Raw genomic sequence first — 15,308 nt, forward strand, 5'->3', positions numbered from 1 at the left:
GGCGAGGAAGTCCTCGCCGGGCGCGTCGTTCAGAACTTCGATCAGGCCTCGTCGGGCTTGTCGCCCTTCTCGCCGTCCTCGCGCATGGTGCGCTCCAGCTCGGCGATCGGGTCCTCGAGAGCCTTGCGGGTGTTGGTGAGGCGCTCGGCGAACTCCAGCGGGTCGTCGAGGTCCTCGGCGGTCGGGACGAGCTCGGCGTGCTCCCACACGCTGTCGCGCACCTCGACGCCGTGCTGGTCGCCGATGAGCTTCCACAGCGCCGAGGCGGCCCGCAGCTTGCGCGGGCGCAGCTCCAGGCCCACGAGCGTCGCGAACGTCTGCTCGGCCGGGCCACCGGAGGCACGGCGGCGGCGCAGCGTCTCGCGCAGGGCCGGAGCGCCGGGCAGGCGGTCGGCAACGGCGGCGTCGACCACGACGTCCACCCAGCCCTCGACGAGCGCGAGGAGCGTCTCGAGGCGGTTGAGCGCCGCCTTCTGCTCCGGGGTGGTCTGCGGTTCGAGCAGGCCCGAGCTCATGGCCTCCTCGATGGAGGCGGGGTTCGACGGGTCGATCTGGCCCGCGAGCTGCTCCAGTGCCGAGGTGTCGACCTTGATGCCCTTGGCGAACTCCTCGACGGTGTCGAGCAGGCGCTGCCGCAGCCACGGCACGTGCGTGAAGAGACGCTGGTGGGCTGCCTCGCGGGCGGCGAGGAACACCATCACCTCGGATGCGGGGCGCTCCAGGCCCTCGGTGAACTTCTCGATGTTCGCCGGCAGCAGAGCCGCGGTGCCCTCCGGCCCGAGCGGCAGGCCGACGTCGGTCGAGGTGAGCACCTCGGAGCCGAGCTGCGCGAGCGCGTTGCCCAGCTGCGAGCCGAACGCCATGCCGCCCATCTGCCCGAGCATCGCGAGCAGCGGACCGGCCGCCTGCTTCGCCTCGGCGGGCATCGCCTCGACCCAGGCGCCGGACATGCGCTGCGCGACCGGGTCGCACAGGCGCTGCCACGTCGGGATGGTGCGCTCGATCCAGTCGCGCGCCGTCCACGCCTGCGTCGTGCGGGTGCCCGCGGGCAGTGACGTGACCGGGTCCAGCCACATCTCGGCCAGGTGCACGGCGTCGGTGACCGCGCTCGACTGGTCGGAGGCGAACCCGATCGTGGTCGTCGTCGAGGACAACTGCTGGAACGCGATCTGCTTCGCGAGGTCGTAGTTGACCGGCCCGCTCGACGACCCCGCGTTGCTCAGCATGGAGCCCAGCTGACTGAGCATGTCGCCCAGCTGGCTGAAGTCGAACGGGTTGTCTCCCGGCTTCCCGCTCTTGTCCTCGGGGTCGTGCGGGCTGAACCCGAACGGCACGTCACTCATGCCTCTACCGTACGCGGACGGACATGGTCGTACGCTGTTCAGCCGTGAGTGAAACCGTCACGACCGCACCCCCGCCCGCGCTCCCGCCGAGGGAACGCGGACTGACCCGCCGGACGTGGACGCTGATCGTCAGCTTCCTAGTGGTGGCGGCGCTCGGACTGCTCGGCGGTTTCGCCAGAGTCCCGTACGTCGCGCTGGGCCCCGGCCCCACCTACGACGTGCTCGGCAAGGTGAAGGACACCGACGTCGTCTCGGTCGACGGCCAGGACACGTTCCCCACCAAGGGAACCCTGCGCATGACGACGGTCTCGCTCACCGACGACGTCTCGCTGTTCGGCGCACTGGGCCTGTGGCTGTCGGGCCGCTACGCCCTGGCGCCGCGTGAGGAGTTCTTCAAGCCCGGCGAGTCGGAGGAGGAGGTGCAGAAGAACAACGAGCTCGCGTTCAGCGAGTCGCAGACCTCCGCCGAGGTCGCCGCGCTGCACTACCTCAAGTATCCGGGCATGGTGATCGCGAACCAGGTCACCAAGGGCAGCCCCGCGGACAACGTCATCCCCCTCGGCGCCCGCATCATCTCGGTCAACGGCAAGCAGGTGCAGAGCGCCGCCGACGTCAGCAGCGCCCTGGAGAACACCAAGCCCGGCGACCGCATCGAGGTGGCGTTCGAGAAGGACGGCACCTCCCAGTCGACCCAGCTCACCCTCGGCACCCGCGACGACGGCCGCACCGCGGGCTTCATCGGCATCTCGCCGGTCGACCGCGCCGACGTGCCGTTCAAAATCAAGATCAGCCTGTCCGACGTCGGCGGCCCCTCGGCTGGCCTGATCTTCGCGCTGGCGATCGTCGACAAGCTGACGCCGGGCGAGCTCAACGGCGGCAAGGCCATCGCGGGCACCGGCGAGATCGCGGGCGACGGCACGGTGAAGCCCATCGGTGGCATCGCGTTCAAGATGGTCGCCGCGAAGGAAGCGGGCGCGACGGCGTTCCTCGTGCCGGCCGCCAACTGCACGGACGCGAAGCAGCAGGCGCCGAGCGACCTCAAGCTGATCAAGGTCGAGAACCTGTCGGACGCCGTGTCGTCGCTGGAGGCGCTCAACTCCGGCAAGGACACGCCGAGCTGCTGACGGCTCTCGACTCCGGAGGAGCTTTCGCGCCTGTTCTGGGTCGCGGGAGCTCCCCCGAGTGCGTGGGCGGGCAGCGGCTCGGTGTTCAGCGGGTACCCCTGACCTGGGAGCCCCTGCATCTCGACGTGCTCAGAGGGTCCGCCAAGATCGGTGGTCCCTCGCACCGCGCGCTCTGAGCGTCCTGCGGCTGGAGCTGGTCGTTTCTCGGGGTCGGCCGCTGTCCGCTTGCCGCGAACACCAGGCAGAAAGATCACAACCCCGGCGCGAGAACGTGCCGGGGTTGTGCCAGCCTGGGGACGTGACGACTAGGGCCGCAGCGTGGCGAGCAGGGCGTCGGTGAGGTTCGGCGCCAGCTCGGGGTGCTCGACGACCTCCTCTGGCATCTCGACCGTGCCGCGCAGCCGCAGCAGGCAGGAGACCGAGCCGTCGCGCAGCACCACGGCCACCAGGCGCGCCTCGCGCCGCGCCGGGTGTGCGGCCGCGAACTGGCGGGCCGCCTCGTCGTCGAGGTCGCCGTGGCTCAGTTCCGTCTCCGCCTCCGGGGGCAGCACGACGATCTCCTGGGCCAGGGCGCAGCCGGTGACGGCCGGGGGCCATTCGATGCCCGCGAGCGCGTCGGCCAGGTCGCCTTCCAGGGCGTCCTGGGCGATCGGGGTCAGCGGGCTCGCCTCGGGGTCGAGCTGGCTGCGCAGCTCCGGCTGCTGGTCGATCAGGTTTGAGGTCGCCACGAGGGCGAAGAGCTGCGGAGGCTGCTCCCAGCCGCCTGCCGCTACGAACTCCTCGACCTCGCGGGCGACCGTCGGGAGGATGACCGCTGGCGTTTCACTCGCTGACACGCGTGTCATCGTAAGACTGCGGGCTTCACGGGAACCCAGGGCGTCGTCCGTAGAGTTGGACTAAACGTACGTAACGAAATACCGCGATCCAGGAGCGTGCCTCGTGGCCACACGGCCTCCGGTCGGACTGCCGAAACTGTCCCGGCGAAGCCGAATACTGCTCATCGTAGGTGTTGTGCTCCTGTTCGGTCTCATCACGGGATCGCGGCTGCTCGACACCTACGTGAACTGGCTGTGGTTCGGCGAGGTGAAATTCCGCGACGTCTACAGCACGGTGCTGCTCACCCGGCTGGCCTTGTTCGTGGCCGTCGGGGCCGTCGTCGGCGGTGTCGTCGCACTCAACCTCTACCTCGCCTATCGGGCCCGGCCGGTGTTCGTGCCGGTGTCCGGTCCGGACGACCCGGTGGCGCGTTACCGCACCGTCGTGATGCGGCGGATGCGTCTGTTCGCGATCGGCATCCCCGTGTTCGTCGGGTTGATCGCGGGCGCGTCGGCGCAGGACGACTGGCAGCAGATCCAGCTGTTCCTGAACTCGCAGCCGTTCGGCGTGACCGACCCCCAGTTCGGGCACGACATCGGCTTCTACGCGTTCCAGCTGCCGTTCTACGAGTGGCTGCTGTCGTGGCTGTTCATCACGGTCGCGGTGTCGTTCATCGGCGCGGTGATCGCGCACTACCTGTTCGGCGGCATCCGGCTGGCCGGTCGCGGCGGTCAGCTCTCCGGGCCCGCGCGGCTGCACCTGGCGCTCGTCGCCGGCACGTTCGTGCTGCTGAAGGCCGTCGCGTACTTCTTCGACCGGTACACGCTGCTGCTGCACGAGAACGAGAAGTTCGTCGGCGCGAGCTACACCGACCTCAACGCGGTGCTGCCGGCCAAGCTGATCCTGCTGTGCATCGCGGTGTTCTGCGCCGTCGCGTTCTTCGCGGGCGCGTTCATGCGCAACGTGCAGCTGCCCGCCATCGCGACCGTCCTGCTGGTGCTGTCGAGCGTGCTCGTCGGCGCGGCGTGGCCCGCGGTGCTGGAGCAGTTCTCGGTCAAGCCGAACGCCATCCAGAAGGAAGCCGAGTCGATCACCCGCAACATCGCGGCGACACGGCAGTCGTTCGGGCTGACCGACGACAAGGTCGAGACGAAGCCCTACGAGGGCAAGCAGAACGTCAGCAACGACCAGGTCAAGACCAACGACGCGGGGACGCTCGGCAACATCCGCCTGCTCGACCCGGCGGTGCTGTCGCGCACCTTCACGCAGTTCCAGCAGCTGCGGCCGTTCTACGGCTTCCCGAACAAGCTCGACGTCGACCGGTACACAGTGGACGGGAAGCTGCGCGACTACATCGTCGCGGTGCGCGAGCTGAAGCTCGACAGCCTGCCGCAGGGCCAGCGCGACTGGATCAACCAGCACCTCATCTACACGCACGGCAACGGCTTCGTCTACGCCGAGGCGAACAAGGTCAACGCGGTCGCCGACGAGTCCAACGGCGGCTACCCGGACTTCAAGACCGGTGAGGTCAAGTCCAACGGCGACGTCGGCAACGTGCAGAACGGCATCAAGGTCGACCAGCCGCGCACCTACTACGGCGAGCTGTTCGGCCAGAACGACTACTCGATCGTCGGCGGCCGCCCGGCCGGTTCGGCGGCGGAGTACGACACGGACGCCAAGTCCTACACCTACACCGGCACCGGTGGTGTCCCGATCGGCGGCCTGTTCGACAAGCTCGCCTTCGCGGCCTACTACGGCGAGCGCAACATCCTCTTCAACCAGTCGATCGCGGACGACTCGAAGATCCTGTTCAAGCGCGTCCCGCGCGACCGCGTGCAGGCCGTCGCCCCGTGGCTCACGGTGGACAGCGACCCGTACCCGGCCGTCGTCAACGGCCGCATCACGTGGATCGTCGACGGCTACACCACGCTGGAGAACTACCCGTACGCGCAGCGCACCCAGCTCGGTGACGCGACGAACGACTCGCTCACCGCGGACGGCGTCGTCATCTCGCAGGTCAACAAGCCCATCAACTACATCCGCAACTCGGTCAAGGCCACTGTGGACGCCTACGACGGCTCGGTGAACCTGTACCAGATCGACGACAAGGACCCGGTCCTCAAGGCGTGGATGGGCGTCTTCCCCGGCACGGTGAAGCCGGGCAGCGAGATCTCGAACGAGCTGCGCCAGCACTTCCGCTACCCCGAGGACCTGTTCAAGGTGCAGCGGCAGATCCTGTCGAAGTACCACGTCTCGTCGCCGTCGGACTTCTACTCCGGTGTCGCCTACTGGGCGCCGCCGCAGGACCCGACGATCGACAACGTGACGACGGCCGACGCCCAGCGCGACGCGGCGAGCAAGCGAAGGGACGCCCAGCCGCCGTTCTACGTCCTCGCCGGTGACCCGAGCGACCCGAGCAAGGTCCGCTTCCAGCTGACCAGCCCGCTCGTCCGGGAGAACCGCGAGTTCATGGCGGCCCACGTCTCGGTCGGATCCGACCCGGACAACTACGGCAAGATCAGCGTGCTGCAGCTCAGCCAGGACGCCAAGGGTCCGCAGCAGATCCAGACGCAGTTCCTCACGTCGGACAACGTCAGCCGCGAGCTCAACCTGCTGACCCAGCAGAAGACGACCGTCGTCTACGGCAACCTGCTCACACTTCCCGTGGGTGGAGCGCTGCTCTACGTCGAACCCGTCTACATCGAACGCGCGTCCAACAACACGTCGTACCCGCAGCTGTCCAAGGTGCTCGTCTGGTACGGCGACCGGGTCGGCTACGCGTCCACGTTGAACGAGGCGCTGGACCAGGTCCTCAGCGGTGCCGGCGCGGTCGTGCCGCCGCCGAGCGACAACAGCAACGGCAATGGCCAGACCTCCACGCCGCCGTCGACCACGCCGCCGACCAACGGGGCACTGAGCCCTGAGCTGCAGAAGGCGGTCAACGACATCGACGCGGCGCTGGCCGACATCAAGAAGGCCCAGCAGAACAGCAACTTCACCGAGCTCGGCCAGGCGTACGCGAAGCTGGACGACGCGACGAAGAGGTTCAAGCAGTACAACACCGCTGCCGCGACCCCGCCGACGGGCCAGTCGTCGGTTGTGCCGAGCCCCACACCGTCCGGCTGACCACACGATTTGCTTTATCCGCTCCACCCCGCGTAAGGTTCTATTCATACCGACGCGGGGTGGAGCAGCTCGGTAGCTCGCTGGGCTCATAACCCAGAGGTCGCAGGTTCAAATCCTGTCCCCGCTACAAAGTAGGAAGAGTCCTGTTCGCGGAGATCGCGAACAGGACTTTTTCGCATTTACATTGGGGGCTTGCCCCCAAACCCCACCCTGGGGGCAAGCCCCCAGACCCCCGTAGGTCGCCCAGGCGGCCCGGTAACCGTGGCTTACATCGGTTGACCTGCGGAAATGGCAGTTAGTGGGGGGTGGTAAAAACGGGTTTCCAGAGGGTGTATAGTTCTACTTACAACAGCAAGACAGCAACAAAAGCTTGAAGCGGCGCGGGGTGGAGCAGCTCGGTAGCTCGCTGGGCTCATAACCCAGAGGTCGCAGGTTCAAATCCTGTCCCCGCTACAAAGTAGAGAAAGTCCTGTTCGCGGAGATCGCGAACAGGACTTTTTCGCATTTGCAATGGGGGCTTGCCCCCAAACCCCACCCTGGGGGCAAGCCCCCAGGCCCCCGTAGGTGGCCCGTCGGGCAAGGCCCCAGGCCTCCGCCGGTGTGCCCGTCGGAACGAGCCCCCGGACTCCGCAGGTGCTCGGGTGGGGTCGTTCAGGTCATGTTCTCCGCCCAGTACTGGGCGCACAGCATGCTGGAGCAGATGCGGCCCTCGCCGTTGACGGTGCGGTGCTTGCGGATCTGCTTGCCACACACCATGCACTCGTCCTTGCCGGCCTGCTCCGGGATGCCGCCCGTCACCCACGCCCTCGTGTGCGCGGCCACCTTCTTGTGGTCCAGCCACTTCAAGTTCAGGTTCTTCATGGGTCCCCGACCTCCGTCGTCTCGCACCGCATGCCTGGCAGTGATCATTTTCCCGCAACGGCGGGCGCGGGAAAGGGGTCTGCGCGGACATCACCAGGTCGTGCGACGGACGACCCCGACCGTCCATTCGGGTGGCTTCGGCCGGTGAGACTCGTACCGCCGATCGAGTGAGAGAGGGGGACTTTCGTTTCAGCGAAAGGACTTTTCCATCCGGGATGGACACGGACGGTCAAGCGGCCAAACGCGTGAGGCTGGAAAACTGCCGCTTACTCAGCGAGACTTTTCGTTGCTCCGCATGGCCCATCAGACTAGCCCGGTGATCAGCCACTGTGGACAGAACGGCTGACCATTGTGGACAGCTTCCCCCAGACGTGGGAACGTTGTCGTTGTGTCAGACCTGAATGCGACCGCAGCCGCCCTGCTCGGGCTGCTGCACGACGGACCCAAGACCGGTGGCCAGTTGGTGGCGGAGGCAGGAGACCGCTTCGGCGCGTTCTTCAGCGTGACCCGCTCCCAGGTGTACCGCGAGCTGCCCGCGCTGGCTGACCAGGGCCTGCTGCGCCTCGGCAAGCAGGGACCGCGGTCCAGTCAGCAGTACGTGCTGACGGCCGCGGGCAAGAAGGCCTTCAAGAACTGGCTGCTGTCCGAGCCTGGCCCGGACCACCTGCGCAGCCCGCTCATCCTTCGTCTGGTGCACGCCGGTTCGCTGACCGCGAAGCAGCGTGAATCCCTGATCACGACCGCGCGTTCGACGTACGGTCAGGAACAGGAGAGCGCGAAGAGCGCGGCCAAGACGGCGGAGGACCCCTACGCCAAGGCGGTGGCCGAGTTCGGTCTCGCTCACGCCAAGGCCGTTCTCAAGCTGCTCGACGCGATCCCCACCGCGTAACAAGAGAGCGCCAGTGAGCACCGGTCGCGTACGGCGGCCGGTGCTGGCGTAATCTTTGTGCGTGAACCCGGACGTCGAAGCAGACATCAAGGACCTCTCCGCCACTCTTGCGAGCATCGAGGCGGTGCTGGACCTCGATGCGTTGCGCGCCGCTGTCGCGGACCTGGAGGCGCAGGCGACCCGCCCCGACCTCTGGGACGACCAGGAGAAGGCGCAGAAGGTCACCAGCGCGCTCTCCCACAAGCAGGGTGAGCTGCGGCGCGTGACCGGTCTGCGTTCGCGTCTCGACGACCTGCCGCTGCTCTACGAACTCGCCGAAGAGGCAGAGGACGCGGACGCGGCGGCCGACGCGGACAACGACCGGGCCAAGCTCCGCGACGAGATCGCGAGCCTGGAAGTGCGCACGCTGCTGTCCGGCGAGTACGACGAGCGCAACGCCCTCGTCACCATCCGCGCCGAGGCCGGTGGCGTCGACGCCGCGGACTTCGCCGAGATGCTGTTGCGCATGTACTCCCGCTGGGCTGAGCGTCACAACTACGGCGTCGACGTGTTCGACACGTCCTACGCCGAAGAAGCGGGCATCAAGTCCGCCACCTTCCGCATCAGCGCCCCGTACGCCTACGGCACGCTGAGCGTCGAGCAGGGCACGCACCGTCTCGTGCGCATTTCGCCGTTCGACAACCAGGGCCGCCGCCAGACGTCGTTCGCCGGCGTCGAGGTCGTGCCCGTCGTCGAGCAGACCGACCACGTCGAGATCGACGAGAAGGACCTGCGCGTCGACGTCTACCGCTCGTCCGGCCCCGGTGGCCAGGGCGTCAACACGACGGACTCGGCGGTGCGCCTGACGCACATCCCGACCGGCATCGTGGTGTCCTGCCAGAACGAGCGCTCGCAGCTGCAGAACAAGGCCACGGCCATGAACGTCCTGCAGGCCAAGCTCCTCGAACGCCGCAGGCAGGAGGAGCAGGCCAAGATGGACGCGCTGAAGGACTCCGGCTCCAGCTGGGGCAACCAGATGCGCTCCTACGTGCTGCACCCGTACCAGATGGTCAAGGACCTGCGGAACAACCACGAGGTCGGCAACCCGTCCGCGGTGCTCGACGGTGAGATCGACGACTTCCTCGAGGCCGGCATCCGGTGGCGCAAGCAGTCCCAGCAGAGCTAGTTCGCTGATCTGAGTCGAAGAGCACGTTCAGCCCCGAACGAGGGCTGGACGTGCTCTTTTTGTGGACGGGTAGTGCCTGGTCGGACACGCGGCGTCGAGGTCGCAGCCGCCCTTCCGGGGCTGGAAGTTAACCGGAACGGGGGCTTTACCCCGGCCATGAGTAGACTCGCGCCTCGTGATTCGTCTCGAACACGTTTCCAAGGTCTACAAGACCTCCACGCGTCCTGCGCTCGACGACGTGTCCGTCGAGATGGAGAAGGGCGAGTTCGTCTTCCTGATCGGTCCTTCGGGGTCCGGCAAGTCGACGTTCCTGCGTCTGCTGCTGCGCGAAGAGGTGCCGACCAGGGGACGCGTCTACGTCTCCAACTTCGACGTCGCCAAGATGTCGCGACGCAGGGTCCCCCGCCTGCGTCAGTCCATCGGCTGCGTGTTCCAGGACTTCCGTCTTCTGCCCACGAAGACGGTCGCCGAGAACGTCGCGTTCGCGCTGGAGGTCATCGGCAAGCCCCGCAACACCATCGTCAAGGTGGTGCCGGAGGTGCTGCAGCTGGTGGGTCTCGACGGCAAGGAGGACAGGTTCCCGACCGAGCTGTCCGGTGGTGAGCAGCAGCGTGTCGCGATCGCCCGTGCGTTCGTGAACCGCCCGCTGGTGCTGATCGCCGACGAGCCGACCGGAAACCTGGACCCCGACACGAGCCAGGACATCATGTTGCTGCTGGAGCGGATCAACCGCACCGGCACGACCGTCATCATGGCCACGCACGACCACGGCATCGTCGACTCGATGCGCCGCCGAGTGGTGGAGCTGTCGTACGGCAAGGTCGTCCGTGATGACGCGCGCGGCGTTTACGGCGTTGGCCGTTAAGCGTCCCTAAGCCCCCGAACCCCAAGGAACCCCGCCCCCGATGCGTACCAGCTTCGTGTTCAGCGAGGTCATCACCGGACTTCGCCGGAACGTCACGATGACGATCGCGATGATCCTCACGACCGCCATCTCGCTCGGGCTGCTCGGCGGTGGCCTGCTCGTCGTCCGCATGGTCGACAAGATGCAGGCCAACTACGCGGGCAAGCTCGAGGTCTCCGTGCTGCTGACGAACGATGTCAGCGCCAACGACAAGGACTGCACCCAGCAGCCGTGCGCGGGCCTGCGCTCCGCCCTGGAACAGACGTCCGGCGTCGAGACAGTGGTGTTCCAGAACCGCGACGAGGGCTTCGAGCGCTTCAAGAAGATCTTCGAGGCCCAGCCGGAACTGCTCAAGCTCGCGCGTCCGGAAGCCATCCCGGCGACGTTCCGCGTGAAGCTCGAGGACCCGGAGCGCACCGACGTCATCAAGCAGGCCTTCGAGGGCAAGCCCGGTGTGAAGGGCGTCGACGACCAGGGCAAGTTCCTGGAGCGGTTCTTCGAGGGCCTCAACGGCATGCGTGACGTCGCTCTGATCCTCGCGCTCATCCAGGCGTTCGCCGCGCTGCTGCTGATTTCGAACACCATCCAGGTGTCGGCGTTCACCCGCCGCGTCGAGGTCGGCATCATGCGACTGGTGGGCGCGACCCGGTGGTACACGCAGTTGCCGTTCCTCATTGAGGCGGTCGTCGCGGGCATCATCGGCTCGGTCACCGCGGTCGGCGGCCTGGTGCTGTTCAAGGCGTTCTTCCTCGACCGGATCACCAGGAACCTCACCGAGTCGGGCATCATTCCGCCGATCGGGTATCTGGACATCCTGATCGTGTCGCCCTGGCTGTTCCTCGTCGCGATAGTCATCTCCGCGACGACCGGCTACGTGACACTGCGTCTCTACGTGCGCCTTTAAGAGTTTTGCCGAGCATTTAGACTGGTTGTCATGGTCAAGGAACGCGGGCAGAAGGTCATCGCGTCGAACCGCAAGGCTCGGCACGACTGGTCCATTCTGGACACCTACGAGGCGGGCATTCAGCTCGTCGGCACCGAGGTGAAGAGCCTGCGCATGGGACGGGCGTCCCTGGTGGACGCCTTCGCCCAGGTCGACGACGGCGAGATCTGGCTGCACGCGCTGCACATCCCGGAGTACGTCGCGGGCACCTGGACGAACCACGAGGTCCGGCGCAAGCGCAAGCTGCTGCTGCACAAGAGCGAGATCGAGCGGCTGATCGGCAAGACCAAGGAGTCCGGTCTGTCGCTCGTGCCGCTGCAGATGTACTTCAAGGACGGCTACGTCAAGGTCGAGATCGCGCTGGCGAAGGGCAAGAAGTCCTACGACAAGCGCCAGGACCTGGCGAAGCGCGACGCGAACCGCGAGATCGCGAAGGCGCACGGACGGGCGTTGAAGGGCCGTTACTGATGGCACTGGTGGACGTCCATGTCCACTTCATGCCGCAGAACGTCCTGGACAAGGTCTGGTCCTACTTCGACCGCGTGCGCGAATCCGGTGTCGACTGGTTCATCCAGTACCGCACCGACGAGAACGCCCGGCTCACCGCACTGCGGGAGCTGGGCGTCGTCGCGTTCGCACCCCTGCTCTACCCGCACAAGCCGGGGATGGCGCAGTGGCTGAACGAGTGGGTGGCCGACTTCGCGGCGCGAGTGCCCGAGGCGGTTCCGACGGGCACGTTCTACGCGGAACCAGGCGCCGAGGCGTACGTGCGCAAGGCCCTGGAAGCCGGTGCGCGGTGCTTCAAATCGCACGTCCAGGTCGGTGGCTACGACCCGCGTGACGCGCTGCTGGACGGTGTCTGGGGTCAGCTCGCGGAGGCCGGCGTGCCGGTCGTGGTGCACTGCGGCGACGGGCCGATGCCGGGCGAGTTCACCGGGCTCGGCGTCTTCGAGGGAGTGCTCAAGAAGCACCCGCGGCTGACGGCGGTCATCGCGCACGCCGGGATGCCGGACTACTCAGGCGCGCTGGACCTGGTCGAGCGCTATCCGAACGTGCACGTCGACACCACGATGGTGGGCGTTCCGTTCACCGAGCGGATGGTGCCGCTGCCGGCTGACTGGGGTTCCCGGATCGCGGGGCTGGTGGACCGGGTGGTGCTGGGCACCGACTTCCCGAACATCCCGTACCCCTACGAGGTGCAGATCGACGCCATCAGGTCGTGGGGCCTGGACGCCGCCGCCGAGCAGGCGATCCTGCACGACAACGGCGCCCGTCTGCTTCAGCTGTCGAGGTAGGCGAGCACGGCGCGCACCCGGCGGTGCTCGGAGTTCGACGGCTCCAGGCCGAGCTTGGCGAAGATGTTGCCGACGTGCTTCTCGACGGCGCCGTCGGACACCACGAGCGTGTTGGCGATGGCCGTGTTGGACAGGCCCTGAGCCATCAGCCCGAGCACCTCGCGTTCGCGGGGCGTCAACTTGTCGACCGGGCTCTTCTTGCTGCGCACCATGAGCTGCGTGATCACCTCGTGGTCGATGCTCGTGCCGCCGTCGGCGACCCTCCGCACCGCGTCGACGAACTCCTTCACGTCCGCCACCCGTTCCTTGAGCAGGTATCCGACACCGCTGGCGCCACCCGCGAGGAGTTCCACGGCGTAGCGCTCCTCGACGTACTGCGACAGCACCAGCACTGGCAGCCCGGGAAAGCGGCGGCGGCACTCGATGGCGGCCCGCAGGCCCTCGTCGGTGAACGTCGGCGGCATCCGCACGTCCACCACGCACAGGTCGGGCCTGTGCTCCGTCACGGCGTCCAGGAGGTCGTCGCCGTTCTCCACCGCCGCGACGGTCTCAATGCCCTCGTCGGCGAGCAACCTCTGCACGCCCACCCTCAGCAGCACCGAGTCCTCGGCGATCACCACGCGCACGGCAACTCCGCTCGAATAACGGTCGGCCCACCAACGGGGCTGACGACGACAACCACACCGTCGATCGTGGCAGCACGGTCCGCGAGGCCGGCGAGTCCGCCGCCAGGCTTCAGCTCCGCGCCACCCTGACCGTTGTCGGTGACCTCGACCAGCACCCCGGTGTCCACCCTGTTGACCCGCACGGTCGCCCTGGTGCCGTTGGAGTGCTTGGTGATGTTCGTGAGCGCCTCGCCGACGGTGAAGTACGCGGCGCTCTCCACCGATGTCGGCGGCCGCGGCTCCACGTTCACCTGCAACTCGACCTCGATCGGCACACGGGCGGCGAGCGCGGACAACGCGGCGTCGAGCCCCCGGTCACCCAGGACCGACGGGTAGATGCCCCGCGCCAGATCCCGCAGTTCCTTGATGGCGAGCTTCGCGTCCGCGTGCGCCTCCGCGATGAGCTCCGCGGCACCCTCCGGATCGGTGTCCATTTTGGACTTCGCCCGGCCCAGCCCCATCGCCACGGCCACGAGCCGCTGCTGCGCGCCGTCGTGCAGATCGCGTTCGATGCGCCGGCGCTCCGCCTCGGCCGCCTCCACGCCGCGGGCCCGGCTCGACGACAGCCGCTCCGCCTCGATCGCCAGCGCGTCGGCCCGCGTCGGACCGAGCATGCCCCGCGCGAACTTGCCGTGCACCGTGCCGAGCGCCCTGGTGCCGAGGACCGCGAACGGGATCAACGCCAGCCCGATCAACGAGACCGGCAGCGCCGACACGAACGAGTCGATCGTCCAGAACTCGCCGACGATCACCGCGAACGGCGCCTCGCCGATCCAGAACGGCACCGCCATGAACGCTGCCACCACCACCCACATCGTGAGGACGGACGCGAACTCCACGATGCCGATCGGCAGGAGCAACAACAGGTAACCGTAGTCGCGCCAGGTCGCCGGATCGGTGAACTGCGCCTTCCAGCGCTGCCACAGCGTGACACCCGGCGGCGTCGCGCGGTACGGGCTGGGGATGTCCGTGCGCAGCGCCGCCCTGACCCACGACCGCTCCATCGTCGCGCCACCCCGCACGACGTTCATCGCGAGCCACAGCAGCGGGATGCCCACCCAGACGATCGCGGTCGCGAACCCGACCACGGTCAGCACGACCGAGAGGGTGAACCAGAAGATGCCGGTCACCAGGTTGGTCAGCAGGTAGAACCCGGCTGCGAGCGCGTTCGGTTTCCTCATGACGTCCATGGTGTCGTTCCCGCTGGTCAGAGACCATCTGGCTAGCTATCCGGTCGGAGGTGGGGACAGCCCTACCTGCCTCGGGAAGAACTCAGTGGCCGCAGTCGTTATGCTAGGTGCAACCACTACCAGGGGGTGAACGGTTTCGACTGTGGACGTTGATTCAGGGGAAGCGTGTCGGTGCAGGCGAGAGACCACCGTTAAGCGTCATCGCAAACCAATAAGCGCCACGTCTAACGACAAGCGCACCGCGTACGCTCTCGCTGCCTGACAGCGGAGCTAGCGGTTGTCGGCCTAGGAGTGCCTTCGGCCTAGTTCCCGGCATCAGCTAGAGGGCTTACCTGCAGTCTCGGTCGCGGAGACTGTTCGGGAAACTCACAGCGACTGGGCCCGTCACACCTGCTCGTTCGCGTGACAGGTGGGGTCAAGCAGAGACACAGCGGACTGCGCACGGAGAAGCCCTGATGAACCGGCACAGGACCCGGGTTCGATTCCCGGCACCTCCACTTCGGTGGGCGGCGAGTGCTCGCACCTGCGGGCGCTCGCCGTTCCTCGTTTCGGGTGTTGTCTGGGGGCCGAGCCCCCAGACCCCCACGCCGGGGGCAAGCCCCCGGACCCCCGCCGCCTCGTCGCTTCGCGACCTTGGCGGCCATCCGGCGTCGCTGGCGCGGTCTACTGGTTGCCGTCGACGTAGTAGGTGTTGGTCACCGCGAAATCTGGTTCGGCTGCGGCACGCTCGTTGCCAGTGCTGCTACGGCCAGCAGGGTTGTGGGCCAGCCAGGTGAAGATCCGCATCTGAGGTCCCCCTTCGTGCTTTCGTGTTCATCGGCACGGTAGTGGGTGGGGCTTGCGGAAGTTCTGGAATCCGCAGGTCAGGGTGGAGGCGGTGGTGGGGCGGGAGATCGTCTTCGTCCTGTTCGACGCGCGGCGGGTGTGAACGACGATGTGCTTGCGCACTTCGATCCCTCGTTCCGGCGCACGGACTTCGTGGACGTC

14 protein-coding genes, 2 tRNA genes and 1 other RNA gene are annotated in these 15,308 nt (G+C 67.3%); 11 read left to right on the forward strand and 6 right to left on the reverse strand.

The window, feature by feature from the left end:
- Positions 1-41: 41 nt before the first annotated feature.
- On the reverse strand, positions 42-1,343 hold the full coding sequence (locus ACIRG5_RS26390) for a zinc-dependent metalloprotease (RefSeq protein WP_402909039.1): 1,302 nt from the start codon (positions 1,341-1,343) through the stop codon (positions 42-44).
- Between the two features lie 44 nt (positions 1,344-1,387).
- Between ACIRG5_RS26390 and ACIRG5_RS26395 the strand changes: the two genes are divergently transcribed.
- Positions 1,388-2,467: a PDZ domain-containing protein gene (locus ACIRG5_RS26395; protein WP_402909041.1), complete on the forward strand. Its 1,080-nt coding sequence runs from the start codon at positions 1,388-1,390 to the stop codon at positions 2,465-2,467.
- 305 nt (positions 2,468-2,772) lie between these two features.
- Here ACIRG5_RS26395 and ACIRG5_RS26400 read toward each other — a convergent pair whose 3' ends face one another.
- Positions 2,773-3,312: a PPA1309 family protein gene (locus ACIRG5_RS26400; protein ID WP_402909043.1), complete on the reverse strand. Its 540-nt coding sequence runs from the start codon at positions 3,310-3,312 to the stop codon at positions 2,773-2,775.
- Positions 3,313-3,406: 94 nt separating this feature from the next.
- Here ACIRG5_RS26400 and ACIRG5_RS26405 point away from each other — a divergent pair, with 94 nt between their 5' ends.
- The 3 genes from ACIRG5_RS26405 (at position 3,407) to ACIRG5_RS26415 (ending at position 6,862) form a co-directional block, all read left to right on the forward strand.
- Positions 3,407-6,409, forward strand: a complete 3,003-nt coding sequence (locus ACIRG5_RS26405; protein WP_402909045.1) for a UPF0182 family protein — start codon at positions 3,407-3,409, stop codon at positions 6,407-6,409.
- Positions 6,410-6,462: 53 nt separating this feature from the next.
- Positions 6,463-6,536 (forward strand) — tRNA-Met (locus ACIRG5_RS26410).
- A 252-nt stretch (positions 6,537-6,788) separates the two neighbouring features.
- Positions 6,789-6,862, forward strand: a tRNA-Met gene (locus tag ACIRG5_RS26415).
- A gap of 198 nt (positions 6,863-7,060) precedes the next feature.
- Here the strand turns inward: ACIRG5_RS26415 and ACIRG5_RS26420 are convergent.
- Positions 7,061-7,270: a hypothetical protein gene (locus ACIRG5_RS26420; RefSeq protein WP_089922009.1), complete on the reverse strand. Its 210-nt coding sequence runs from the start codon at positions 7,268-7,270 to the stop codon at positions 7,061-7,063.
- A 388-nt stretch (positions 7,271-7,658) separates the two neighbouring features.
- Here ACIRG5_RS26420 and ACIRG5_RS26425 point away from each other — a divergent pair, with 388 nt between their 5' ends.
- From ACIRG5_RS26425 to ACIRG5_RS26450, 6 genes are all read left to right on the forward strand, one after another.
- Entirely contained in the window at positions 7,659-8,159 is a 501-nt protein-coding gene (locus ACIRG5_RS26425) for a PadR family transcriptional regulator (RefSeq protein WP_030470382.1), read from the forward strand.
- Positions 8,160-8,220: 61 nt separating this feature from the next.
- The gene (gene prfB, locus ACIRG5_RS26430) at positions 8,221-9,324 is read left to right on the forward strand and encodes a peptide chain release factor 2 (RefSeq protein ID WP_402909047.1); all 1,104 of its coding nucleotides are present in this window, start codon (positions 8,221-8,223) and stop codon (positions 9,322-9,324) included.
- Between the two features lie 175 nt (positions 9,325-9,499).
- On the forward strand, positions 9,500-10,189 hold the full coding sequence (gene ftsE / locus ACIRG5_RS26435; RefSeq protein WP_030470385.1) for a cell division ATP-binding protein FtsE: 690 nt from the start codon (positions 9,500-9,502) through the stop codon (positions 10,187-10,189).
- 40 nt (positions 10,190-10,229) lie between these two features.
- Positions 10,230-11,132, forward strand: coding sequence for a permease-like cell division protein FtsX (gene ftsX / locus ACIRG5_RS26440; protein ID WP_319977901.1), 903 nt, complete (start codon positions 10,230-10,232; stop codon positions 11,130-11,132).
- A gap of 30 nt (positions 11,133-11,162) precedes the next feature.
- Positions 11,163-11,639 carry an SsrA-binding protein SmpB gene (smpB, locus tag ACIRG5_RS26445; RefSeq protein ID WP_093598230.1) on the forward strand — a complete coding sequence of 159 codons (477 nt, stop codon included), beginning with the start codon at positions 11,163-11,165 and terminating at the stop codon, positions 11,637-11,639.
- Positions 11,639-12,466: an amidohydrolase family protein gene (locus ACIRG5_RS26450; RefSeq protein WP_402909050.1), complete on the forward strand. Its 828-nt coding sequence runs from the start codon at positions 11,639-11,641 to the stop codon at positions 12,464-12,466. Before smpB ends, ACIRG5_RS26450 begins: the two co-directional genes overlap by 1 nt.
- Here ACIRG5_RS26450 and ACIRG5_RS26455 read toward each other — a convergent pair.
- Both ACIRG5_RS26455 and ACIRG5_RS26460 read right to left on the reverse strand, forming a co-directional pair.
- Complete coding sequence (locus ACIRG5_RS26455) at positions 12,451-13,092, reverse strand: response regulator transcription factor (protein ID WP_319977903.1); 642 nt, start codon at positions 13,090-13,092, stop codon at positions 12,451-12,453. The genes ACIRG5_RS26450 and ACIRG5_RS26455 overlap by 16 nt on opposite strands.
- Positions 13,080-14,321, reverse strand: coding sequence for a sensor histidine kinase (locus tag ACIRG5_RS26460; protein WP_402909052.1), 1,242 nt, complete (start codon positions 14,319-14,321; stop codon positions 13,080-13,082). The genes ACIRG5_RS26455 and ACIRG5_RS26460 overlap by 13 nt, the downstream gene beginning before the upstream one ends.
- 122 nt (positions 14,322-14,443) lie before the next feature.
- On the opposite strand from ACIRG5_RS26460, the gene ssrA reads away from it, so the two are divergent.
- Positions 14,444-14,821, forward strand: a transfer-messenger RNA (tmRNA) gene (gene ssrA, locus ACIRG5_RS26465).
- A 163-nt stretch (positions 14,822-14,984) separates the two neighbouring features.
- On the opposite strand, the gene ACIRG5_RS26470 is transcribed toward ssrA, so the two are convergent.
- Positions 14,985-15,107, reverse strand: a complete 123-nt coding sequence (locus ACIRG5_RS26470) for a hypothetical protein (protein WP_402909054.1) — start codon at positions 15,105-15,107, stop codon at positions 14,985-14,987.
- Between the last annotated feature and the right edge of the window lie 201 nt (positions 15,108-15,308).

It is taken from the genome of Lentzea sp. NPDC102401, from assembly GCF_044765805.1.
GTDB lineage: Bacteria > Actinomycetota > Actinomycetes > Mycobacteriales > Pseudonocardiaceae > Lentzea > Lentzea sokolovensis.